Source organism: Solidesulfovibrio alcoholivorans DSM 5433, from assembly GCF_000702665.1.
GTDB classification, from domain to species: Bacteria; Desulfobacterota; Desulfovibrionia; order Desulfovibrionales; family Desulfovibrionaceae; genus Solidesulfovibrio; species Solidesulfovibrio alcoholivorans.
Map to the genome: position 1 here is coordinate 99,710 of NZ_JNJA01000009.1, position 23,614 is coordinate 123,323.

At 67.0% G+C, this 23,614-nt stretch carries 22 protein-coding genes; 16 read left to right on the plus strand and 6 right to left on the minus strand.

What is annotated here, in order from left to right; genetic code table 11:
* Window positions 1–54: 54 nt before the first annotated feature.
* The 13 genes from Q368_RS0115685 to Q368_RS0115745 all read left to right on the plus strand — a co-directional run bounded on the left by Q368_RS0115685 (window position 55) and on the right by Q368_RS0115745 (window position 14,106).
* Window positions 55–537 (plus strand): hypothetical protein, encoded by a 483-nt coding sequence (locus Q368_RS0115685; protein WP_029460004.1) that lies wholly within the window; start codon window positions 55–57, stop codon window positions 535–537.
* 137 nt (window positions 538–674) lie between these two features.
* Complete coding sequence (locus Q368_RS0115690) at window positions 675–1,463, plus strand: phosphatidate cytidylyltransferase (protein WP_029460005.1); 789 nt, start codon at window positions 675–677, stop codon at window positions 1,461–1,463.
* 16 nt (window positions 1,464–1,479) lie between these two features.
* Window positions 1,480–3,006 (plus strand): hypothetical protein, encoded by a 1,527-nt coding sequence (locus Q368_RS0115695; RefSeq protein ID WP_029460006.1) that lies wholly within the window; start codon window positions 1,480–1,482, stop codon window positions 3,004–3,006.
* Window positions 3,003–4,253 carry a 1-deoxy-D-xylulose-5-phosphate reductoisomerase gene (gene dxr / locus Q368_RS0115700; RefSeq protein ID WP_052360201.1) on the plus strand — a complete coding sequence of 417 codons (1,251 nt, stop codon included), beginning with the start codon at window positions 3,003–3,005 and terminating at the stop codon, window positions 4,251–4,253. The genes Q368_RS0115695 and dxr overlap by 4 nt, the downstream gene beginning before the upstream one ends.
* Before the next feature lie 129 nt (window positions 4,254–4,382).
* Complete coding sequence (gene rseP, locus Q368_RS0115705; protein ID WP_029460008.1) at window positions 4,383–5,462, plus strand: RIP metalloprotease RseP; 1,080 nt, start codon at window positions 4,383–4,385, stop codon at window positions 5,460–5,462.
* 43 nt (window positions 5,463–5,505) lie between these two features.
* Window positions 5,506–6,306: a tRNA (adenosine(37)-N6)-threonylcarbamoyltransferase complex dimerization subunit type 1 TsaB gene (tsaB, locus tag Q368_RS0115710; protein WP_052360202.1), complete on the plus strand. Its 801-nt coding sequence runs from the start codon at window positions 5,506–5,508 to the stop codon at window positions 6,304–6,306.
* 211 nt (window positions 6,307–6,517) lie between these two features.
* Window positions 6,518–7,411, plus strand: a complete 894-nt coding sequence (locus Q368_RS0115715) for a flagellin N-terminal helical domain-containing protein (protein WP_029460010.1) — start codon at window positions 6,518–6,520, stop codon at window positions 7,409–7,411.
* A 120-nt stretch (window positions 7,412–7,531) separates the two neighbouring features.
* Entirely contained in the window at window positions 7,532–9,226 is a 1,695-nt protein-coding gene (fliD, locus tag Q368_RS0115720; protein WP_029460011.1) for a flagellar filament capping protein FliD, read from the plus strand.
* 81 nt (window positions 9,227–9,307) lie between these two features.
* A complete protein-coding gene (gene fliS, locus Q368_RS0115725) occupies window positions 9,308–9,979 on the plus strand; it encodes a flagellar export chaperone FliS (protein ID WP_029460012.1) in 672 nt (223 codons plus the stop codon).
* A gap of 64 nt (window positions 9,980–10,043) precedes the next feature.
* Window positions 10,044–11,273, plus strand: a complete 1,230-nt coding sequence (locus Q368_RS0115730) for a glycosyltransferase family protein (RefSeq protein WP_029460013.1) — start codon at window positions 10,044–10,046, stop codon at window positions 11,271–11,273.
* Between the two features lie 112 nt (window positions 11,274–11,385).
* Window positions 11,386–12,897 (plus strand): YIP1 family protein, encoded by a 1,512-nt coding sequence (locus Q368_RS0115735; protein WP_245611370.1) that lies wholly within the window; start codon window positions 11,386–11,388, stop codon window positions 12,895–12,897.
* A 103-nt stretch (window positions 12,898–13,000) separates the two neighbouring features.
* Window positions 13,001–13,336, plus strand: a complete 336-nt coding sequence (locus Q368_RS0115740; protein WP_029460015.1) for a hypothetical protein — start codon at window positions 13,001–13,003, stop codon at window positions 13,334–13,336.
* A gap of 23 nt (window positions 13,337–13,359) precedes the next feature.
* Complete coding sequence (locus Q368_RS0115745; RefSeq protein ID WP_052360203.1) at window positions 13,360–14,106, plus strand: hypothetical protein; 747 nt, start codon at window positions 13,360–13,362, stop codon at window positions 14,104–14,106.
* A 479-nt stretch (window positions 14,107–14,585) separates the two neighbouring features.
* On the opposite strand, the gene Q368_RS0115750 is transcribed toward Q368_RS0115745, so the two are convergent.
* Complete coding sequence (locus tag Q368_RS0115750) at window positions 14,586–15,596, minus strand: OmpA family protein (protein ID WP_029460017.1); 1,011 nt, start codon at window positions 15,594–15,596, stop codon at window positions 14,586–14,588.
* Window positions 15,597–15,722: 126 nt separating this feature from the next.
* Between Q368_RS0115750 and Q368_RS0115755 the strand changes: the two genes are divergently transcribed.
* The 3 genes from Q368_RS0115755 to Q368_RS0115765 all read left to right on the plus strand — a co-directional run bounded on the left by Q368_RS0115755 (window position 15,723) and on the right by Q368_RS0115765 (window position 18,040).
* Window positions 15,723–16,496 (plus strand): hypothetical protein, encoded by a 774-nt coding sequence (locus tag Q368_RS0115755; RefSeq protein ID WP_029460018.1) that lies wholly within the window; start codon window positions 15,723–15,725, stop codon window positions 16,494–16,496.
* Window positions 16,497–16,571: 75 nt separating this feature from the next.
* Window positions 16,572–17,426, plus strand: coding sequence for a diaminopimelate epimerase (dapF, locus tag Q368_RS0115760; protein WP_029460019.1), 855 nt, complete (start codon window positions 16,572–16,574; stop codon window positions 17,424–17,426).
* 32 nt (window positions 17,427–17,458) lie between these two features.
* Window positions 17,459–18,040 (plus strand): VOC family protein, encoded by a 582-nt coding sequence (locus Q368_RS0115765; protein WP_029460020.1) that lies wholly within the window; start codon window positions 17,459–17,461, stop codon window positions 18,038–18,040.
* Between the two features lie 89 nt (window positions 18,041–18,129).
* On the opposite strand, the gene Q368_RS0115770 is transcribed toward Q368_RS0115765, so the two are convergent.
* The 5 genes from Q368_RS0115770 to dsrK all read right to left on the minus strand — a co-directional run bounded on the left by Q368_RS0115770 (window position 18,130) and on the right by dsrK (window position 23,571).
* Entirely contained in the window at window positions 18,130–19,368 is a 1,239-nt protein-coding gene (locus Q368_RS0115770) for an LL-diaminopimelate aminotransferase (RefSeq protein WP_029460021.1), read from the minus strand.
* A 139-nt stretch (window positions 19,369–19,507) separates the two neighbouring features.
* Window positions 19,508–20,707 (minus strand): sulfate reduction electron transfer complex DsrMKJOP subunit DsrP, encoded by a 1,200-nt coding sequence (dsrP, locus tag Q368_RS0115775; protein ID WP_029460022.1) that lies wholly within the window; start codon window positions 20,705–20,707, stop codon window positions 19,508–19,510.
* Between the two features lie 8 nt (window positions 20,708–20,715).
* Window positions 20,716–21,492 (minus strand): sulfate reduction electron transfer complex DsrMKJOP subunit DsrO, encoded by a 777-nt coding sequence (gene dsrO, locus Q368_RS0115780; RefSeq protein ID WP_029460023.1) that lies wholly within the window; start codon window positions 21,490–21,492, stop codon window positions 20,716–20,718.
* Window positions 21,493–21,534: 42 nt separating this feature from the next.
* Window positions 21,535–21,954, minus strand: coding sequence for a sulfate reduction electron transfer complex DsrMKJOP subunit DsrJ (gene dsrJ / locus Q368_RS0115785; protein ID WP_029460024.1), 420 nt, complete (start codon window positions 21,952–21,954; stop codon window positions 21,535–21,537).
* 3 nt (window positions 21,955–21,957) lie between these two features.
* The gene (gene dsrK, locus Q368_RS0115790) at window positions 21,958–23,571 is read right to left on the minus strand and encodes a sulfate reduction electron transfer complex DsrMKJOP subunit DsrK (RefSeq protein WP_029460025.1); all 1,614 of its coding nucleotides are present in this window, start codon (window positions 23,569–23,571) and stop codon (window positions 21,958–21,960) included.
* Between the last annotated feature and the right edge of the window lie 43 nt (window positions 23,572–23,614).

Here is a 23,614-nt window from a genome sequence, read left to right on the forward strand (position 1 = left end):
AAAGGCTTTTACAAGCCGCAGTTTCCCGAAACGATCCGTCTCCCGGAGGCTTCCATGGCCGAAGACGTCATCGACCTCAAAAAGCAGCTGCGCGAGCTCAAGGCCCACGAACAACTGTCCGGCTTCACGGGCTTTTCCCTGGACCTGGGCCTCGGCGGCCCGGCCAAGGAGGGCGTGCTCAAGATCGCGGAATTCGTGCGCCCCGACGGCTCGGGCTACCTCACCCTGACCTTCCAGGCCGACCTCGACGACGCCCCGGCCCCGCGCGCGGCCCTGGCCGGCGTGTTCGACCGCTTCTCCCGGTTCGCCCAGGCCGCGGACGCGGCCAGCGGCGCGGCCCGGTTCGGCCAGGGATTCGAGTACCTCATGGTGGTGTCCGACGGGCTGGCCGACGGCGACACCTGGTTCGTGGTGGAGTTCGACATCTATTACAAGGCCCTCAAGGGCCGTTTGCGCCCGCTGGTCGAGCAGTCCGTGCTGCCGGGGCTGGCCGCGGTCATGCCCGTGACCTTCGAGCCGGTCACCTGGTGGGAATGAGCCGCCGCCGCGGGCCGTGCGCGGCATTGGACGCAAGGCCGCTTTTGCACTAGCGTAGGGATTCGTGCCGGCGGCGCGGGGTGCGGCCCTGCACACGCGCGGCATTGCGGACGCTTTCGGGAGAATTTCAGGACACCATGTTCGGCGCATCGTTCAAATCACGCTGGCTGACCGCCGTGGTCGGCCTGCCTGTCCTTTTCGCGGCGGTCTGGGCCGGCGGCTGGGTCCTTGCCGTGCTCGTCGCCGCGGCTGCGGTCGTGGGCATGCGGGAATATTTCGCCATGTGCGGCAGGCCGGGCCCCATGCTCGAGCGCGCGGGCCTCGCGCTCGGGGCCGTGGCCGTGGGCAGCGCCGTGGCCGGGGGCTGGCCTGTCCTGGCCGCCTGCCTCGGCACGGCGCTGTGGCTCGAGCAGTTCGCCTTCCTCGGCCGCTTCGCCGGCGGGGGCGAGACCGCGCCGCCCCGGGGCACCCTCGTCGCCGCCCTGCTCTACATCCCGTTTTCCCTGCGTTTTTTGTGCCTTTTCCCGGCGCTTGGAACCGTGTTCGTGCTGGCCGTGGTCATGGCCGCCGACACCGGAGCCTATTTCGCCGGGCATCTCGTCGGCGGCCCCAAGGTCTGGCCGGCGGTGAGCCCGGGCAAGACGCGCGCCGGCACGGCCGGCGGCATCGTGGCCGCGGCCCTGGTCGCGGCGGCCTTCGCCACGTTCACCCCGGCGGGTGTCCCTGCGCTTGCGGGCTGCGGCGCGGTGCTGGCCGTGGTGTCGCAACTGGGCGATTTTTTCGAGTCCGCACTCAAGCGCGCCGCCGGCGTCAAGGATTCCGGGGCGCTCTTGCCGGGCCACGGCGGCATCCTCGACCGCATCGACGGCCTGCTGCCCGCGATCCTGGCCTATGCCGCCATGCGCCCGCTGCTCGGGTTGGGCTAAAGGAGGAACCGCCGCCATGGACGACGCCGCATCCGTGCCCGAAGGGCGCGACGAGCGCTTCGCCGCCTGCCTGGCGCGGCTGGAGGAGCTCAAGGCCGTAAAGGCCCGCCGCGAAGTGCTGGAGGAGCGGGTCTTCCTGGAATTTCTGCGCGCCAACCGGAGCCGCATCAACGAATTTCCCCTGCTCGAAACCGAGCAGCAAAGCCTCATGGACATGCTGCTGCGCCGGGCCGAGGGCCTGCACGGCGGCCACGAGTACGTCAAGGACCGCTTTTCGGCCTACCTGCTCGAGCTCAACCACTACGGCAAGGCCAAGGCCGTGGGGGACGCCGGGGAACAGGAAAAGCTGGCGCGCCGCCTGGAGCGCGTGGAAACCGTGCTGGCCAAGTGCCTCCAGGGCGCGGTCTACGCCTCGAGCCTGATCAAGGACCATTTCAGCGACGCCGTGATCCGCCACTTCGGCGAGGATTCCCTGGCCAAGATCGACGAGATCACCGCGACGCTGGTCTTCGACGAACAGTACTGGAAAGCCTACATCGAACGGTTCATCAAGGAAGAGGTGCGCGGGGCCTACGACGGCATCCTGGCCGAGCGCCGCTACCGCCTCTCCCGCGAGGGCAACCTGCTCGTGGTCGCCTTCCCCTTCGACGCGGTGCTGGAAAAGCTCCAGGGCACGGCCAAGGTCATTTCCAAGACGCGCGTCCAGACCGCCTTCGAGGAAGCCTCCGCGAGCGACGACGGCCGGGCCGTGTCCGAAGCGGCCCTGGCCGTGTGCAACCGGGCCGACATCCCCGGCTGGGACCGGCGGGCCGACCGCGAGGAAACCGCGTTCGCCGCCCAGGTCGCGGCCATGGACGCCGCCGCCGCGGACTACCGCGCCGCCCTGGCCGGGGATACCCCGGACGCCGAGGCGGAAGCCACGCGCGAGGTCCTCGCCGAGCAGACCGTGGCCCTTTGCGTGGGCGCGGCGGTCTCGCTGCGGGTGGTGCACGAGGATTTCTCCCGGGCGCTGCGCGATTTCGCGCCCAAGGAGCGGGCCTTCATCCTCCAGGCCGCCGGCGCGTTCGACGCCGCACGCCTGGGGCTCGTGCTCGAAAGCATCATGGAATTCGATTTCGCCTCCCTGCTGCGGGAAAAAGGCGAGGCCGACGCCGGTCGCATCCTGGTGCGCGCTTCCCGGCTGCGCCGCGTCGCCCGAGAGGCCGTGGACGCCCTGGCCGGAACGGGGCTCAACAAGGTGCGGCGCAAGCAATTTTTCGAAGACGACGCCGACCGCGCCGACGCCGTGCTCTTTCGTCCCAAGAACCCGGGGGAATTCCAGGAGCGCCTGAAACTGTTCCAGATCGAGCCGGAACTGGCCCGCCCCCTGGTCGCCTTGTGGGAGAGCGCCTCCCACAAGGTGGACCTGTATGTGTGCATCAACCTGACGGCGCTCGGCAAGGTGGCCACCAACCTCCCGGCCCGCGTCAGCGAAATCCTCGGCCGCTACGGCATCGCCCCTCCCGGGGCCCAGGAGCCGGCCCGGACGAAAAGCCCCACATGACCCATTCCCGCATCCGTTCCCCCGAGGGCGCGCCCTCGGGCTACATCACGTCCCTGTCCGTGGCCGACGACGGCCGCCCGCGCCGCCTTGCCGTGCTCGGCGCCACGGGCTCCATCGGCGTCAGCGCCCTGCGCGTGGCCGCCGAACACCCGGACCGCTACGTCGTCGTCGCGCTCGCCGGCGCCACCAACGTGGCGCTACTGGCCGAACAGGCCGCGGCGTTTCGGCCCCGGGCCCTGGCCGTGCTCGACGCGGCGCGTGCCAAAGCCTTGCGCGCGCTGCTCCCCGCCGGCTACGCCCCGGACATCCTGACCGGCCCCGAGGGCTACGCCGCCATGGCCGGCGCGGCGGACGTCGACGTCGTGGTCTCGGCCATCGTCGGCGCGGCCGGGCTTGGCCCGACGCTCGCCGCCGTGGCCGCCGGCAAGGTGGTAGCCCTGGCCAACAAGGAATCCCTGGTGCTCGCCGGCGACCTCATCCGCGAAACCGCTGCGGCGACCGGCGCGGTGATCCTGCCCGTGGATTCCGAGCACAACGCCCTGTTCCAGGCGCTCGGCGGCCCCGGGCTGCCGGACCTGCCGCTCGTGGAAAAGCTCGTGCTCACGGCCTCGGGCGGTCCCTTCCGACGCAAGCCGCGCGAGGAACTCGACCGCGCCACCCCGGCCATGGCGCTCGACCACCCCACCTGGTCCATGGGACCGAAAATCAGCGTGGATTCGGCCACGCTCATGAACAAGGGCCTGGAGGTCATCGAGGCCTGCCGGCTCTACGGCCTGCCCGTCGCCATGGTGGACGTGGTGGTCCATCCGCAAAGCATCGTGCATTCCCTGGCCCAGCTCCACGACGGCTCCCTGCTCGCCCACCTCGGGCCGGCGGACATGCGCGTGGCCATCGCCTATTGCCTGGGCTACCCGGCGCGGCTCCCGCTGTCGGTATCCCGCGTGGACCTGGTGACGCTCGGCAGCCTCACCTTCGAGGCCCCGCGCGAGGCCGATTTCCCCTGCCTGGGCCTGGCCCGGCGGGCGCTTGAGGCGGGTCCCAGCCACACCGTGGTCCTCAACGCCGCCAACGAGGCGGCCGTGGCCCTGTTCCTGGCCGGTCGGCTGCCGTTTATGGGCATACCCCTGGCCATCGCGGCGGCCCTGGACGCCCATGCCGGCCAGCCCGTGCCCGACGCCGCGACCATCATGGACCTGGACGCGCGCGTGCGCCGTGAAACCGCCGCATGGGCCGAAGTTCGTGCCTGACGTTGCCATGCCGCCCCTGCGGCTTATTATAATCCATCGGCAGGCGGCCGGATCGACCGGAGCCCCGCCCGCCGCGACAAACCCGCGTTCCTCCCGCGCCAGGCGCGGCACGGGCGCAACCGAGCACGCATGATCGTAAGCATTCTCGCCGTGGCCCTGGTACTCGGGGGCCTGATTTTTTTCCACGAACTGGGGCATTTCCTGGCCGCCCGGGCCTTTGGCATGGGCGTGGTCACCTTTTCCCTGGGCTTCGGCCCCAAACTGCTGGGATTTCGCCGGGGCATGACCAGCTACGTGCTCTCGGCCATCCCGCTCGGCGGCTACGTCCAGCTGGTGGCGCAGGACCCCGACGATCCGGTGCCCGACGGCTTTCCGCCCGAGACGCAGTTTCGGCTGCGCCCGGCCTGGCAGCGCATGATCGTGGTCGGCGCCGGCCCGGTGTTCAACTTCGTGCTGGCCTGGCTGCTGTTCTGGGGCCTGCTCGTGGCCGAGGGGCGCTTCGAGATGCTGCCCGTGGTCGGGCAGGTGCAAAAGGACAGCCCGGCGGAGACGGCCGGCGTGCGCCCCGGGGACACGGTGCTGACCGTGAGCGGCGCGCCCGTGGCCAACTGGGAGTCCATGGCCCAGGCCATCCGCGGCGGCGGCGGCAAGCCCGTGACTTTGACCGTGGACCGCGAAGGCAAGACCCTGACCTTTTCCCTGACCCCGGCCATGCGTACGGTCAAGAACCTCTTCGGCGAAGAGGAGAGCGCGCCGCTGGTCGGCATCGTGGCCTCGGGCAAGACCCGCTCCGTGCCGCTCGGCCCGGGCTCGGCCGCGGGAGAAGCCGTCCGCCAGACCTGGAACGTGGTCGTGGTCACCTACACGGGGCTGCTCAAGCTCATCGAGCGCGTGGTGCCCCTCGACAGCCTGGGCGGGCCGATCATGATCGCCCAGATGGTCAGCAAGCAGGCCTCGGAGGGCCTCGGCAACGTGGTCGCCCTGGCGGCGCTTATTAGCGTCAACCTCGGCGTGCTGAACCTCCTGCCCATCCCGGTCCTCGACGGCGGACACCTGCTCTTCTACGCCATCGAGATCGTCATGCGCCGGCCGGTGAGCCCGCGCATGCGTGCCCTGACCACGAAGATCGGCCTGGCCTTCCTCATCGGGCTCATGATCCTGGCCACGGTCAACGACATCCGCCGCCAGTTGAGCGTGCTCGACGGCTAGGGCTTGCCCTTTCATTTTGTAAGAAAGCGAAACGGAAAGGCCCATGGACTCCGCAGACAGACCGGCCGCGCCGGGCGCAACCACGCCCGGCGACGGCCCCTTGCTCGTCTTAAACGGCGTTTCCCCGGAACTGAGCGTGCTGCTCGGCCGGCCCGGGCAAGCGCCCCTTGCGCGCCGCTGTCCGGCCGCAGGCCACGCCGGCGAATCGCTCGCGCCCCTGATCGCCGACGTCCTCGCCGCAGTGGGGCTTGCCCCGACGGCGCTTGCCGGCGTGGCCTGCGTGCGGGGCCCGGGCGGCTTCACCGGCATCCGCGTGACCCTGGCCACCGCGCTCGGACTTTCGCTCGGCGCGGGCGTACCCATGGCCGGGCTCGATTTCCTGCCCCTGCTCGCCGCCTCGGCCGCCCGGGCCGCCACCGGCGCGATCCTGGCCATAACCCACGCCCGCACCGGCCAGGTGTACGTCCAGTCCTTCCTGGCCGACGGCGACCTCGCGGCCATGGGGCCGCCCGAGGCGCTTCCCCTGGACGCGGCGCTCGCCAAGGCGGCCGACGGCGCGGCCGTGGGGCCGCTGTGGCTCGTCGGCGACGGGGCCGTGCGGCACCGCGAGGCGTTTTTGCGCGTCGTGCCCCTGGCCACGGTCCTCGGGGCCGAGGCCTGCGTGCCGGACCCGGAAACGATGCTTGCCGCGGCCCGGGCCGCAACGTACGGCTTCGACCCCGTGCCCCCGCTCTACCTGCGCCCGAGCGACGCCGAGGAAAACCTCGCCGCCCTGGTCGCCGGGCGCGGGCTTTCGCCGCAAACGGCCGAAGCCCTGCTCGCCCGGGCCGTGACCCGGGACTGATTCCCGCCCGCCCGCGCCTTGAAAGCGTCCCCCGGAAACGGGGGACGCTTTTTTTTGGGTTCCGCGCGGCGGCCCGCTAAAGAAACGATTTTCCGAAGTCGATAAGCCTAGCAAAGAAGCACTCACCGATTGTCCCCGGCCGTGGGCCCGCGACCGCAACCGGTGCGCAAAAGGGCAAGGACGCCCGCATCCCTTCAAGGAGGAACGAACCATGTCGCTTACCATCAATTACAACGGAATGGCCGCCAACGCGGCCCGTAACCTGTCCAATTCGTACTCCGCCCTGGCCACCTCGACCAAGCGCCTGTCCTCGGGCCTGCGCATCAATTCTTCGGCCGACGACGCCGCGGGCCTCGCCATTCGCGAGCTCATGCGCGCCGACATCGCCTCCATCAACCAGGGCGTGCGCAACGCCAACGACGCCATTTCCATGATCCAGACGGCGGACGGCGCGCTCCAGGTCGTGGACGAAAAGCTCATCCGCATGAAGGAACTGGCCGAACAGGCCGCCACCGGCACCTACACCTCGGACCAGCGCCTCATCATCGATTCGGAATACCAGGCCATGGCCTCGGAAATCACCCGAATCGCCAACGCCACGGACTTCAACGGCATCTATCTGCTCAACGGCAACCTGTCCGGCGCGACACACAACGGTTCCGGCATCAATTCCACCGGCAAGCTGAAGGTCCACTTCGGCTCCGGCAACGCCAGCGCGGAAGACTACTACTACGTGCAGATCGGCACCTCCACGGCTTCGGCCCTGGGCGTGGGCATCGGCGCGGCCTCCACGTCGAAGGGCCGCAGCATCTCCACGCAGCAGCAGGCCCAGGAAGCCCTGGACGCGATCAAGACGGCCATCGTGTCCAAGGACAAGATCCGCGCCAACCTGGGCGCGCTGCAGAACCGCCTGGAGAACACCATCTCCAACCTGCAGATCCAGGCCGAAAACCTCCAGGCCGCGGAATCGCAGATCTCCGACGTGGACGTGGCCACGGAAATGACCCAGTTCGTGCGGCAACAGATTCTCACCCAGTCAGCGGTGGCCATGCTCTCCCAGGCCAACTCCCTGCCGCGTATGGCGATGAACCTGATCCAAGGCTAAGCGAAAGGCATGTGAGCGGCCGGATCGCTCAAGCGGTCCGGCCGTTTTTTTGGCACACGACTTGCTTATATAGAAACGGAGTTCTCCAGACAACGACGACTTTTTGGCCAGGATGGAACCATGTCCTCGATCAGCGCCTACACACCGATCAGCACCTCTGGGCAGATCAACTATTCGGGCCTCGGCAACGGCACCGATTTCGACGCGCTGATCACCAAGCTCGTCCAGGTCGAGCAGGGCCGCATCAAGACCCTGCAAACCTGGAAACAGTCCTGGGTCAAAAAACAGGCGGCCTTCCAGGAACTCAACACCGCCATGCTCGAACTCAAGACCACGCTGGAGGGCATGGACACCGAGGGCGAGTTTCTGGTCAAAACCACCGACTCCACCAATTCTTCCATCTTAAGCGCCAGCACGGGCTCGAACGCCCTCGACGGCTCCCATTCGATCACGGTGGCCCGCTTGGCCACGGCCAAGGCCATGGTGACCCAGACCGGCTATGCCAGCGCGGACACGGACATCAATCCCGCCAGCACCGACGCGACGTTCGCATACGCCTACCAGGGCACGACCTATTCCGTCTCCGTCGGCGCAAACGCCACGCTCACCGACCTCGCCAGCATCGTCAACAACGACCCCAACAACGCCGGCGTCAAGGCCAACGTGGTCTACGACGGCTCCAAATACTACCTCCAACTGCGCGGCATGGACACCGGCGACGACGCGAGCCTCGTCATCGACTCGGGGACCACCCTCACCGGGTTCGGCGCGGCCGATTTCGACACCATCACGTCCAACGCCAGCGCGCAGCTCAAGCTCGACGGCTGGCCCACGGGGACAGGTTCCTACATCACCCGCGAGACCAACACCGTCACGGACCTCATCTCCGGCCTGACCCTCAACCTCAAAAGCACGGGCACGGTCACCATCACCACCGCCACGGACACCGATGCGGTCCGGGAGAACATCCAGACCTTCGTCGAGCAGATGAACACCGTGCGCTCCCTGCTCCAGGATCTCACGGCATACGACTCCACCACGCAGAAGGGTTCCCTCCTGACCGGCAACTACGGCCTTCAGCTCATCGACACCAAGCTCAAGACCGCCGTGGCCGGAAAAGGCGTGGGCTTCGACTACACCGGCGACACCTTCTCCGTGCTCTCCCAACTCGGCATCCTCACCGACGCCGAGCAGGGCTCCAAGACCGAAGGCCTGCTCGTCATCAGCAACGCCCGCCTCACCACCGTCCTTGCCTCCAACGCCAGCGGCGTGGCGGAACTGTTCGCCGCCAACTACCTCGGCCGCACCGACTCTTCGGATATGACGCTCTCCTCCTACATTTCCGGCACCACCAAGTGTGGCACCTACGACGTGTCCTACACCACCAACGCCAGCGGCAAGCTCACCGGCGCCACCATCAACGGGCACGAGGCCCTCTGGCACAGCAATTCCAACCTCATTACCGGCGCGCACGGCTACGACGAAGCCGGTATGGTCATCAAAGCCATCGACGTCACCGCCGGCACCCACACCGGCACGGTATCCCTCAAGCAAGGAAAGACCGGAGAGCTTATGGATCTGCTCGCCCAGCTCACCGACAACACCGATGGCCCCCTGCATATCCTCGACGAGAACTACGACGACATCACGCACATGATCGACGACAAGATCGCTTTCGAGCAGCGCCGCATAGACACTTACGCCTCCAACCTGCGCAAGCGCTTCGCCAAAACCGACGCCCTGCTGTCGCGGTACAACCAGATGCAAAACCAGCTTACCTCGCAGATCAACCAGCTCAGCTCCTCCTCCTCGTAATCGCCGCGCGGGACAATTTTCCGTTCCCCCTTCAGAAAATCCGCTGCCGTCCGATAAGAGGCAAAACAGGGGGAGACTTCCATGCAAAGCGCCGCCAGATCCTACTTTCAAACCCAGGTCGCCACCACCACCCAGGGCGACCTGCTCATCATGCTCTTCGACGCGGCGCTCAAGTTCCTGCGCCAAGCCAAGGAAAAGATCGCCGCCAGGGACTATGCCCAGAAGGGCATCCTCATCTCCAAGGCCCTGGACATCCTCTCCGAACTCCAGGGCACCCTCAACGCCCAGAAGGGCGGCGAACTGGCCGACCGCCTGCAAAAGCTCTACTTCTTCTGCAGCACGCGCCTGCTGGCCGCCAACCTCAAGCTGGACATCTCCAAGATCGACGAGGTGATGCACATTCTGACCGGCCTGCGCGACGCCTTCAACGAGGCCAATGCCAAGGTCGCGACCAAGGTCGTGCCGACCACGGGCGTCCAGGCGACCAACCGCCCGGCTGTCGCCTCCGCCGCGCCGTACGTTTCCCAGGCCGCCGCCGCAGCGGCCTACCCCGCCGCCATGGCCGCGGACACGCCCGCCGCCACGCCGCGCCAGCCCGTGGTGCCGAGCGCCGGTCCGGCCCCGGTCAAGACCGAGCCGGTCGTCCACGTCAATATCCCGACACCTATTCCCGGCAGCGCCGCCCCCTACACCAAGGCCGCGCCCGTCAACCGCATCATGGCCGCCTACGCCGCCAGCCGCGCCCAGGGCTGAGCCCCGCTCGTCCCGCCTGGACTTTCCGTCGCGCCCTGCGCTACAGCCCTCTGCGGAGGCCGTGGTGCAAGGCGCGCATCCTTTTTTCACCTATACCGGGGAAATCCTGGCCTGGCGGCTCGGCGAAGAGCGGAACGCCGACGTTTCGCCGTCTCCCGCCCCCGACGCAGCCCGCGTGCGGGCCTGGGCCGGGCGCATCCTGCGCGCCGCCCGGGACGCCCGGGAAATCGTCCTGCTCGGCCTCGGCTCGGGAGCCGTGGCCGGAGCCCTGGCCCGAAGCCTGCCTGACGACAAAGTTCTGACGGTACTGTCCCCGGACCCGGCCGCCGCGCGCCGCCTCGCCGCAAGCGGCGGCCTGGACTGGCGCACCCCGGACGGCCAGGCCAGGCTTCTCGCCGACACCTCGCGGCAGGCCCTTTACTGCCTGCCAGCGCTCGCCGGGTTCGATCCCGCCCGGGCCGTCGTCGTCGCCAACCCCGAGTCCGGCCAGCCGCACACGCGCGAAGCCCTGGCCTGGGTACGCCGGATGCTCACGGCAAGCGTTCCCCTGCCCGATGCCCCGTACGACGCCGCCCGGCCCGCCCCCGCCCCGCCGGACGTGACCCTGGCCGTGCTCGTCCAGCCCCAGGAGACCGGTCTCGAGGAATTCTTCGCCGCCTGCGCCGGGCTGGCGCACAGCGCCGTCCTCTGCTGGGACGCCGCAGCCGTGCCGCGCCAAGCCTCCCTCGCCCGCGCCCTGGGCATGCCCGTGCGCCACCTGGCCCGGCCCCTGGCCGGCGACTTCGCGGCCCAGCGCAACGCCCTCCTGGCCGCCTGCCCGCCGGGCTGGGTCCTGACCCTCGACCCGGACGAACGCCCCGCCCCGGGCATGGCGCAAACCATCGCCCGCGTGACGCGCGCCCCGGATATCGGCGGCGTCTTCTTCCCCCGCCTGACCCTCTATCCCGACCAGGGCCACGCCAAGGTCGGACACGGCCTTTGGCCCGACCTCCAGTTGCGCCTTTTCCACATGCTGCCGCCCGCTTCGCCGCGCTACGTCCGGCCCGTGCACGAACGCCTGGAAGGCCTCGCCGGCCGGGCCGCCCTGGCCCTTGACACGCCGCTATTCCACTACAACCGGCTCCTTGCCGACGAAGGCGCGGTCAAGGCCAAGCTCGCGGCCTACGACGCCGCAGCAGGCCAGCCCCGCCACCACCTCAGCAGCGACTACCCATCCCTGCCCCTCGCATTCTTCAGCGCCCTGTCCGGCGACCGGCGCGACGGAAGGGTTTTGCTCCTGCCGCCGCTGTGGTAACGACCCTGGGGTTTGCGGCCACGGCAGCGGTTGCCTTGAGGCCGCGCTCCGGCTACACTGCATCCTGCCGGTTCACGTCCGGCAGCCGCCTTCGTGCGGCCCATAAAGGGACATGATGCGCATCACTTGCCCGCAATGCGGCTTCTTCCGGGACATTCCCGACAACAAGGTTCCGGTGACCTCGACCATGGCCACTTGCCCCAAGTGCCGCCATCGGTTCAAATTCCGTCTGGACCGGGAACCGGCCCCGCGCCGCCCCGAATCCCGCAGCCAAGCCCCCCTGCCCGGCGTCGAGGAAGCCGAATCCTCCTGGCGCAGGCCCGGACCGGCCGCAGCGCGGCGCGAGGCGACACCCGCGCCCGCAAGCCGCTTCGACCCCGACACCCTGCCGCCCCTGCCCGAGGAGGACGTGCACGAGATTCCTGCGCCCAGCAAACGGCGCAGCGCTCCTCCCGAGCCCCTCGAGCCCGCCGGCCCCCTTGAGGAGGAAGCGCCGGCCCATTTTCGGGAACCCGCGCCCGAGAATGCGCCCGGCGTCGCCGACGACGCGGAGGAACCCTACGCCGTAGCGCCCCCGCGTCGCCGTCGCCTGTCCGATGCCGCTGACGACGCGCAACGCCCCACGCCGCCGCAACATGCCCCGCGCCACGAACGGCCCCCGTCTGACGAAACGCCGCCGTATCGGGCCGATGAGCCACGCCAGCCCCCCGCACCGGCCGCACCTCCCTCCGAGGAAACGCCCGCGGCTCCAGCGGCGCGCCACGACGTTCCCAACGTCCCGGACGCCACGCCCGGAGCGCACGATGTCCCCGAGGAACCCCGGACCCTCCCGGCCCCCGAGCCCAAAGCCGAAGAACCCGCCCCGCGCCGCAGCGACGGCGTGCGCGACATCTGGGCGCGGCTCAAGGCCATGGACGAAGGCCCCTCGAAAAAACCCGTGGAGCCGGAATCCCTGGGCGACCCGTTCCGCGAAGAGGAAACCCCGCCCCGCGAAATCGTCAGCGATCCCATTCCCTGGGAGCGCCTCGACGCCTACGGTTTTTTCCCGGGCCTTTTCCTGACGCTCAAAAAGCTCCTCTTCACGCCGATGACCTTTTTCGGGGAAATGCCCGAAGGACGTCCCAAGAGCAAAGCCCTGGTCTTCAACCTGCTCATCAGCGAATTCCTGCTCCTGCTCGATTTCCTCTGGTCGCTGTTCGGCCTGCGGGCCAAACTCGGCGGCTCGGCCCAGTCCGACGCCCTGGGCGCGGCGGCCGCCACCCCGGGCCTGGGCTTCCTCATCGCCCTGCTGCTCGTACCCCTGGCCATCGCGCTCGGCATCTACCTCGACGCCTGGCTCACCCACCTGCTGCTCCTGCTTTTCCGCAGCGCCAAAAAGGGCTTCAACGAGACGTTTCGGGTCATGTGCTACAGCGCCGCGCCCACCGTCCTCTCCGCCATCCCCGTGGCCGGGCAGATCCTCTCGCCCGTCATCCTCGTCTGGTACATGGCGCTGCAGGCCATCGGCCTCAAAAAAGTCCACGAAGGGGCGTACACGCAGACCCTGGCCGCCATCTTCATCAAATGGTCCCTGTACCTGTTCCTGCTGCTGGCCATGCTGCAAAACTTCACTCCCGGCCAATAGCCCCCTCTTGACGCTGCCGCCCGGAACCGCGACAACAACAACGAAAAAGGCGCACCCGGCATGCCGCCCGGCACGCCCGCGCCAACCGAGGACGGAACGAGCCATGTGGGCATGGTTGCGCGGACTCTGGCAGAATCTGGCACACAGACGACGACTGGCCCGGGATATCCATCCCGGGACCTTTCGCGCCATGGCCGCCGAACTCGCCGAGCTTGCCGACCTCGCCTCCAAAGCGCGCCCCGAGGAACAGGCCTTCCAACTCAAGGCCCGCCGCATCCGCGAGGAAATGCGCGAACTGGACCGCATGGCCGATCGCCCCGAATTCCGCCTGCTGCCGTCCAAGAAACGACAGGAGCTGCGCGAAAGCCTGCTCTCCTCCCGGGAACAACTGCTCAAAACCCTCTCCGACGCGCCCGTGGTCACCACCACGCGCCAGTAACCCCCGACACCCAAGGAGGCCCCATGCGCCGCACGCTCCATCGCGCCAGTCCCCTGCCCGGCCTGCCGCTCCTCGGCCTCGCCCTGTGCCTCCTTGTCGCGGCCTGCGCCGTGGAGCCCAAACTCTCCGACAAGCATACCTTCTACATCGACAACTACACCCGTCGCGGCAACCCCGAAGTCTACGTCGAGCCCATGCGCTCGCCGCCCAGACCCGTCGGCGCGCTCATCGTGCCCTTCCAGGTCACCCAGGACATCGCCTACCCCCAGGAACTCGGCGAGCAACTCACACGCATCGTCTGGCAAACCTGGACCCGCGACCGCGTCTTTCCCAAACTCATCTACGAAGCCAACCTGCGTAACGCCACAACGCCGCAGGCCGTGGCCCTGGCCCGCAAAATGGGCCTTGACGTCGTCATCGTCGGCAAATTCACCTACGTCATGTCCGGCGGCACACGCGGCGACAGCGGCGTCTCCTTCACCTTCGACGTCATCGACGTCCAAAGCGGCGAACGCCTCTGGTCCATGGCCCACGCCGGCACCATGGAAACCGGCCTGACCGAAGACTATATCATCTTCGCCCGTAAAAACCGCATGCCCACCGACCCCCTCTCCGCCATCACCGCCACCCTCGCCATGGATATGGGCGGCCCCATGACCAAATGGGACTACGGCTACGTCCCCCCAAAACCCGCCGCCCCAAACCCCACGCCACCACAGCCGCAACCGCTGCCGCAGCAACAGTCGCAACAGCGCCCGGGAGGATTTTAGGGAAAGGGAAGCGAAGCGAAGTGACGACGAAGAAGTGGGGCTCTGCCCCACGCCCCGCCGGGGGGGGATCATCCCCCCCGGCCCCCCTGGACGGGGGAGTCGAATGCGGGTGAGAGGACGGTCGGAGGGCGGTGCGCCGGACCATGTGGTCGGGCGCCAGCGGCGAAGCGCCGCATTTGGGAACACTGAATCCCTTTAAGGTTTTTCTCTTCCCAAGGCTTTCAAAGCAAAATTCCTTCAACCTCGCCCTGAAAGGGCGACGGCCTGGGGCCGGGATTTTCCCTGCCGAGCCTGCCGCGAAAGCGGCGGCAGCGGCAGGGGAAATACCGGCCCCATCTTCGTACCGCCAACGCCAAGCCTCGCGGTGCCCGCAGCCTCCTCCGCGCCACGACGCCGAACGGGGGGACCGGGGGGAGTGACTCCCCCCGGCGGGGTCCGGGGCAGCGCCCCAGCCGCCACCCGGAGGCGTTAGTAGCCTGCTACTTGCCGGGAGCGGGCTTGTCGGGCAGCGCGGGCGGCAGATCGGGCGGCACGGGTGGGGAGGCGGGTTTCGCACCGGCGGCATCCGGGCCAGCAGGTGTCGTGACGTCGGCGGCAGGAGCCGCGGGTTCCGCGACATCGCCGGGGGGAGCGGGCTCGGCCTGGGGCGGCGTGGTCGTGGCCTCTTCCTGCGAGGACGGCGACGGCGTGGGCGCGAGGGGTTCGTTCGGGCCTGGGGGCGGGGGCGGCGGCGCGGATTCGCGCAGGGGTTCCTGCCCGGGAGCGGGGGATTGCGCGGCCGGCTCCTTGCCGGTAGCCGTGCCGCGCACGCTTTCCGAGCCGGTTTCGCTGGAGAGCAGCGGCACGTCGGCGATGATGACGTCCACGCGGCGGTTTTCCTGGCGGCCTTCGGGCGTGGCGTTGCTGGCCACGGGCTGGTAGAAGGCGCGGCCCATGGCGGTGAAGCGTTCCGGGGTCAGGCCGCCCTGTTCGGACAGGAAGCGGATGACCGAGGACGAGCGGGCGGTGGAGAGCTCCCAGTTGGAGGGGTACAGGGCCGAGTGGATCGGGTTGGCGTCGGTGTGGCCGACGACATAGATGCTCTTGTCCTTGACCCTATTCAGGACGCCGGCGACCTTGAGCAGGATGGCGCGCCCCCGGGGCGTGATTTCCGCGCTGCCCGAGGCGAAGAGCACCTTGTCGACGAAATTGATTTCGAGTTTTTCCCGGAACTGGCGTACGCGGATGTCCCGGCTGTCCACCTCGCCGCGCAGGTCCGCGACCAGGGCGTCGTAGGCGGTTTGCAGTTCACCGGCCTTGCGTTCGAGTTCCACGGCCCGGGCTTCGGCCTTGCGCTCGTCTTCCTTGGAGCGAAAGAGCTGCCGGGTCAGGTTTTCCAGGGCTTCGGGCACGCCCTTGCGGTGGTAGAGATTGTTGGCCAGGTAGGCCGTCAGCCCCACCGGCACGAGCACCAGCACCACCATGAGCACTTTGAGCCAACGTCCGCGCATAGCGCTCCTCCACGCCGGCCGGGCTTGCCGCCGGCGGATGCTTCGCCGTATGGTCGTTTGGTCCGCAACGCATCGTTTCGGACATGGTCATGATTATCCGCATTTCATGCAAAAGGCCACAGCCCCATGCCAAGCCCGGATACGGACAGAGCCGACCTCGACATCGTGGAAATGCCCGCCAAGGCCGTGGCGGCCTATTGGCTGTCGCTGAAAAAGCTCATGGACAGCCGCAAGGGCGCACGGGTCGTGCAGGAGGAGATGGCGGCGGTGACGGAGCCGTACATCCGGCTGTTGTTGGAGACGGCATTCGGCTCGAACCTGCCGGAGGAGGCGGTGCGCCGGCTGTACGCGGCCGGCCGGGCGCAGGCGCTCGGCGCATTGCGCCGTGCCCTGGACTGCATGGCCGGAACTCTTGCCGCCATGGCTTCGGGAGACAACCCCCAGCGCGTGCTGTCGCTTCTGACCGCCCATTTCGCCGTGCCGCCTGCGCGCGAGGCCGTAATCATGGAGCAGGCCTATGCCATGGCGGAAAAGACGCGTGCGGGCGACGCGCCGCCCTCCGCCGCAGACGACCCGGCGGCCGTGGACCACGGCCTTTCGCCGGGCGTGCTGCTTGCCCGCCTGATGTACGGACTGGTCATGGTGCGCCGCGAGGGCAAGGAAGCGTGCCGGGCACTGGCCGAATCCTGCCGCTCGCTTTTTTTCGCCGAGGGGCTGGCGCTCGTGGCGGACGGCTTCGACGAGGCTTTTTTGCGGCGGCGGCTGTCGCTGCACCGTCGGGCGGTGCTCGTCGACGCGGCGCGCAAGATGGTGCTGGCCGAAGAGCTGTGCCTGGGGCTTCGGGCGAAGTATTCCTATGAAGACCTGTGGCGTGTGGCCCGGGCCTACCTGCCGGCCTGAACGCACGACCGCCTCTCGACGCCATACGGCCGATCTGCTAGGGCGTAGGGACGATTATTTGCAAAGGAGCCTTCCATGGATCTCGAAGCCGTTTGCGGCCCGTCCGTTCCGTTTTTCAAGATGCAGGGCTGCGGCAATGATTTCGTGTGCGTGGACAACCGCGTCCTCGCATATGACCCGGAAGCGATGCCGGAGCTCGTGATGGCGGTGTGTCGCAAGGCCTTCGGCGTCGGGGCCGACGGCATGATCTTCCTCGATCATGCGCCAGAGGGGTCCGGGCTGGCCTACAAGTGGCATTTCTTCAACGCCGACGGCTCGCGGGCCGAGATGTGCGGCAACGGTTCGCGCTGCGCGGCGCGGCTGGCCTGGATGCTCGGCATCGCCCCGTCGCGCCACGTCTTCGGCACCGACGCCGGCCCCATCGAGGCGGAAGTGGACGAGGAGTCCAACCTCGTGACGGTGCAGCTGACCGAACCGAAGGACCTGCGCCTGGACATGACCGTCGAGATCGAGCAGCAGGAGTTTCCGCTCCACTTCGTCAACACCGGCGTGCCCCACGCCGTGGCCGTGGTGGAGCATCTGGAGGCCGTGGACGTGTGGAAACTCGGCCGGGCCATCCGTTTCCACGAAGCGTTCAAGCCGGCCGGCACCAACGTCAACTTCATCGCCCCGGACGGGGCCGGGCGGTTGTCGCTGCGGACCTACGAGCGCGGCGTGGAGGACGAGACCTACGCCTGCGGCACCGGGGCCGTGGCCTCGGCGGTCATCGCCAGGGAACTGGGGCTTGCCGGCGACGAAACCGTGGTCACCACCACGGGCGGCGAGGAGCTTGGCGTGATTTTGCGTGACGGCAAGGCATACTTGCGCGGCGCGGCGGAGCTTGTCTTCACGGGGTCGTTTTTCCCGCAGTCTCTGGGCATCGAGTCGTAGCCGCCGGCACGCGCCCCTTCCGGGAGAGCTTCATGCGTTACACCGGCGTCAACCACCTGGCCATGGCCACGGGCGACATGGACGCGACCATCCGCTTCTGGCGCGATCTGCTGCGCATGCGCCTGGTCGCGGGCCTGGGGCGTCCCGGCTACAGGCATTACTTCTTCGAGATTTCGGAAAACGACATGATCGCGTTTTTCGAGTGGCCCCATGTCGCGCCCATCGAGGAAAAGGACCACGGCGTGCCCGTCTCCGGCCCCTTCGCCTTTGACCACGTGTCCATCGGCGTGCGCGACCGCGACGATTTGTGGGAGATCAAGGACGCGCTGGAAGCCGCGGGCTTCTGGGCCTCGGAGATCATCGACCACGGATTCATCTTTTCACTGTATTCCTTCGATCCCAACCACATCGCCATCGAATTCAGCTGTCCCGTGCCCGGGGTGGACATCCGTTCCCATCCGGTCAACGCGGACAAGCACCCAAGCCCCGTGGCCCAGGAAGGCCCGGAGCCCCAGCCCGGCCACTGGCCCGTCCCCGAGCGTCCGACGCCCTATGCCGAGCGGCGTATCTACCCGGGCGAAGGGCGGGAACTGGTGCTCACCGACGACGAATAGCGCTGCCCCGCCAACACGAATGCCGGCACGGCAGGCGCATGGCGCAATCGGCCGGGGAGGAACGCCGTTCCTCCCCGGCCGCGTCGTTTCTAGAACACGAACCCCGCATCGGAAAGCCGGCGGGCGATCTCGTCGATGATCCGGCGCTCCTCGGCCTCGTCCGCGGCCTCGAAGGTGACGGAAAAACGGACGTAGGGTCCTGCATCGTCCCAGGGCACGGTGGAGATGAGTTTTTCGGTGATCATGTACTGGGAGAAGTCCTCGGCCGAGGCGAAGGTCCGGCCGGCCTTGGTGCCGCCGGGGATGCGGGCGTAGAGGTAGAAGGACGCGCCCGGTTTCTTGACCGAAAAGCCCGCCGCGACCAGTGCCGCGACCAGCATGTCGTGGCGGCGGGAGTACTTGGCCGCCGTCTTCTCCGTGATTTCGGGATGCTCCAGGCAGTAGACGCCGGCCTTCTGGATGGCGGCGAACTGGCCGGAATCGTTGTTGTCCTTGACCGCGGCAAAGCCCTTGACCACGAGTTCGTTGCCACACACGAAGGCCAGACGCCAGCCGGTCATGTTGTAGGCCTTGGACAGGGAGTGGATTTCCACGCCCACGTCCTTGGCGCCCGGAGTGGCCAGGAAGCTGAGGGGCTTGCGGCCGTCAAAGGTCAGCGCCCCGTAGGCGGCGTCGGAAACCACGATGACGCCGTTTTCCTTGGCGAAGCGCACCACTTTCTCGAAAAAGTCCGGAGTGGCCGTCGCGCCCGTGGGGTTGTTGGGGTAGTTGATGTAGAGGAGCTTGGCGCGGCGGCGCTGCTCCGCGGTCAGCGCGTCGAGGTCGGGCAGGAAATCGTTTTCCGGCAAAAGCGGCAGGTTGACCACCTCGCCGCCCAGGCCCTTGGTGGTGGTGCCCATGACCGGGTAGCCGGGCACGGTCATGATGGTGATGTCGTCGGGGTTGATGAAGGCCAGCGGCAGCAGGGCCAGGACCGGCTTGGAGCCGATGCCGTGGACCACTTCGCAGGCCGGGTCGATGCCGGCCACGCCGTAGACTGCGGCCATGTAGCGGGCGGCGGCGTCCTTGAAGACCTGCACGCCGTTGTCGGTGTAGCCGCGGTTTTCGGGCTTGCGCGCCTCGGCGCACAGCACCTCGACCACCTCGGGCGCGGCCATCCAGTCAGGTTCGCCGACGCCGAGGTCAATGAGCGCCACGTCGGGATGGGCTGCCAAAGCGGCCTTCTTGGCGCGCTTGATCTTCTCGAACTTGTAAAGGACCGTGTCCTTGCCGAACTTGTCGCCGCCGATGCGGGCGGCGAAGAGCTGCTGGATATAGCTTTCGTTCATGGAGTCGATTCGTCCTTTTGCGACTTGGGGTATGGGTGGCAGTAGCCCGGCGGCGGGTCTGCCGTCAATGGCGGGAGACGCGGCGAAAAAGGCCCGCCTCCTTGCGGAAGCGGGCCTTGTGTCTGCAATCGGAACCGCGTTACTCGGCTTCTGCAGCCGGGGGCGGCACCATGGACAGGTTGCCGCCTTCGACTTCGACGCGCACTTCCACGGCGATCTTCCACAGCACCGTGAGCACGATGCCGCCCATGGCGAACACCATAAGCGAGATCATGATCTCGGGCACCGTGGGGGCGTAGACCGTGACCGTCTCGAAGGGGTTGGGCGTGAAGCCGCCGATGAGCAGGCCCAGGCCCTTGTCGATCCAGGAGGCGATGACCAGCATGATGAGGCCGATTACGAGCGCCGGGGTCTTCTCGCGCACGGGCGTGGGGATGAGGAAGACCAGGCAACCCAGGCCCATGACCACCGCCGTCCACATGAACGGCACCATCATGTCGTGGCCGTCGATGCCCGTAAACAGATACTGAAACGGCGCGATATGGCCGGGCATGTTGCTGTAGAACGAGGTGAACACTTCCAGCAGGAAGAAGAAGATGTTCACGCACATGGCGTAGGTGATGATCACGGCCAGGCGGTTGATGGCCTTCTTGCCGGGATCGAAGCCGGTCAGGCGCCGCAGGAAGAGGATGAGCAGCAGCAGGATGGCCGGACCGGAACAGAAGGCCGAGGCCAGGAAGCGGGCGGCCATGATGGCCGTCAGGAAGTAGTGGCGGCCGGGCAGACCCGCGTACAGGAAGGCCGTGACGGTGTGGATGGAGAAGGCCCAGATGACCGACACGAAGGCCAGGAACTTGCACCACTTGGGCGGCGTCATGTCGTTTTTGAAGTACTGCAGGCTCGTCCAGCCGACGATGATATTGAGGAACAGGTAGCCGTTCAGGACGACCATGTCCCAAAACAGCATGGAATGGGGCGTGGCGTTGAGCAGCACGTTCATCATCCGTTGCGGTTGGCCGATATCCACGATGATGAAACCGAGGCACATGACCACCGCGGAGATGGCCAGGAATTCACCCAGGATGATCATCTTGGAGAATTCCTTGTAGTGGTGGAAGTAGTAGGGCAGCACCAGCATGACGGCCGAGGCGGCCACACCGACCAAATAGGTGAACTGGGCGATGTAGAAGCCCCAGGACACGTCTCTGTTGAGCCCCGTGATCTTCATGCCGAAGGTCAACTGGTAGAGCCAAAAGCCCAGACCGAGCAGCACGATCATCCCGAGGGCGATCAGCGTGCCCCAGTATCGGGGACTTCCTTTGAGTGCTTTTTCCAGCATGGCTTACCTCACAGAATGTAGTACACGCTCGGCGAGGTGCCGGCGTCCGGTTTGCGGCGGATGGCGAAGTGCTCGCGCAGGACCTTGCGGACATCGGAGTTCTCGTCGGCCAGATCGCCGAAGACGAGAGCCCCGCCAGCCGCTTCCACGCACATGGGCATCTTGCCGATGGCAAGGCGCTCGGCGCAGAAGTTGCATTTTTCCACGACGCCGCGCATGCGGGTGGGAAAATGCGGGTTGAAGTGCTTGATGAAGGGACGCGGGTCCTGGAAGTTGAAGCTGCGCGCGCCGAAGGGGCAGCCGGCCATGCAGTAGCGGCAGCCGATGCAGCGGTGGAAGTCCATCATGACAATGCCGTCCGGCCGCTGGAACGTGGCCTGGGTCGGGCAGACCTTCACGCACATGGGCGTTTCGCACTGGTTGCACAGGAGCGGAAACTCCCGGTGCTCGACTTCCTCGGACAGGTAGTGGCCGTGCTCGGTGGGGAAGCCCTCCTCGAAGGACGCGCCCCAGAACCACTTGATGTTCTTGTTGCCGGGGATGTCCGGCACGTTGTGTTCGGTGTGGCAGGCCGTGCGGCACTTCTCGATGAGTTCGGGGGTCATCTTGGCCGTGAAGATGGCCATGCCCCAGTGCTTGGCCTTGAGGCCTTCCTCGAAATTGGCCACTCCGGGCAGCGGGCCGGCATGAGCCGGGGCGTCGCCCAGGAAGCCGAGACGACCGGCGCCGACGCCGATGGCGGACACGGCGGCCAGTTTCAGGAACTCTCGTCTGGTGTTCTTCATGATGTGGTCCCCTTGAGTGGAGGTGTCACCGGGCGCGCCGGCCTAGTGTCCGCCCGCTTCGCCGTTTTCGGCGAGGGGAATGGGCGATTTCTGGTTCGGCGTAAGATTGTGGCAATCCCAGCAGTAGGGGGCCACGCCAACCGTATCGTGGCAGCGGTCACAGAACTTGGCCTTGTCCGTGTGGCAGCTCATGCAGGTGTTGGTGAGGCTCTTGACGTATTTCTTGCCTTTGGAATTAACGTAGATCCGTTCACCGTCACGCACGGCTTCGTTGCGCCACTCGTTTAAGATCTGCATATGCTTGTCGCGCATGGTCTGCGCATCTTCGATGCAGTCTTTCTGGTCTTTGGGCAGTTCGGGTTTGACCTCGAAGACCCCTTTGCCCAAGTTGTAGGCGACGGGGGCGAAGACGAGGGCCAGGAAGAAAATAATGCCGGGTATGATATATTTGGCATTGTACATAGGTTATTCCTCCTCGTCCTCCATCCCCGGCAGGGGGTTTTGCCTGAGATCGGTGGTGCGTTTTTTCTCGCCATCGAGAATGAGCGCGTTGCCCACCAACTCATGCACGCCGGAGACGCCGACACCCGGGGCCCAGTAGTCGCACAGCGGCGGCAGGGTGGCGCGGTCGATGGCGCAGATGCAGGCCAGGTTGTTGACGCCGTGGCGATCGCGCACATACTTGACCGCATTGCCTCGGGGCAGGCCGCCGCGAAGGCGCGTTTCCGTGAACTCTTCGTTGTTGAGGCCCGCGCCGCCGCCGCAGCAGAAGGTCTGCTCGCGGATGGTGTTTTCGGGCATTTCGTAGAACTGGCGGCAGACGTTTTTCAGGATGTAGCGCGGCTCTTCCAGCAGGCCCATGCCGCGCGCGGTGTTGCAGGAGTCGTGGTAGGTGGTGACGAAGTTGTCGTTGCGGGACGGATCGAGCTTGAGCTTGCCGTTCTTGATGAGGTCGGCCGTGAACTCGCAGATGTGCAGCATCTTGGTGCCGGCGGCGGCGTCGAACTTGGTGCCGGTGATCGGCGAGACCGGGGCCTCCAGGAAGTCGGCCGGGCCGTTCATGGTCAGCATGTACTGGTTGATGACGCGCCACATGTGGCCGCACTCGCCGCCGAGGATCCACTTGACGCCCAGGCGTTTGGCCTCGGCGTACATCTTGGCGTTGAGCTTCTTCATCATCTTGTCCGAGGTGAACAGGCCGAAGTTGCCGCCCTCGGACGCGTACGTGCTCCAGGTGTAATCCAGTCCGAGGTAGTCGAACAGGATAATGTAGCCCATGTAGGTGTAGATGCCCGGGTCGGCGAAGATGTCACCGGAGGGCGTGATGAAGAGGATCTCACAGCCCTTCTTGTTGACGTTGGGCCGGATGCGCTTGCCCGTGACTTCCTCGATGTCGTCGCAGAGGAAGTCCATCATGTCCTTGTAGGCGTGGGGCTGGATGCCGAGGTGGTTGCCGGTGCGGTTGCAGTTGGCGGCCGGCTCGAGAATCCAGTTGATGTTGCAGCCCACTTCGTGCAGGAGCTCGCGCGCCATCATGGTGATCTCGGCGGTGTCGATGCCGTAGGGACAGAACAGCGAGCAGCGGCGGCATTCCGTGCACTGGTAGAAGTACATGAACCATTCTTTGATCACGTCTTCTTCCAGCTTGCGCGCGCCGGCCAGCTTGCCGAGCGCCTTGGCCGCGGCCGAGAACTCGCCCCGGTAGATGGAGCGCAAAAGTTCCGCGCGCAGCACCGGCATGTTCTTCGGGTCGCCGCCGCCGATGAAGAAGTGGCACTTGTCGGCGCAGGCGCCGCAACGCACGCACACGTCCATGAAGATCTTGAGCGAGCGGTACTTTTTGAGCTTCTCGCGGAACTTCTCCATGACGATGCGCTGCCAGTCGGGCGGCAGCTTCCAGTCGTCGTCCATGGGGTTCCATTCGCGGGGATTGGGCATGCCGAGGTACTTGAGGATGTCGGGCTTGCCCGGATAACTGAAATTGCCGGGACGAAACGCGGTCTTGGAATCCATCCAGGATTTGACCGGCGTCGTATAGTTGATCTTGATGAGTTCTTCCGGTGGCGGATACTTGGCCATGGTCGCTCCTCGCTTCTCTACCAGGATGATGATTGTGTTGCGG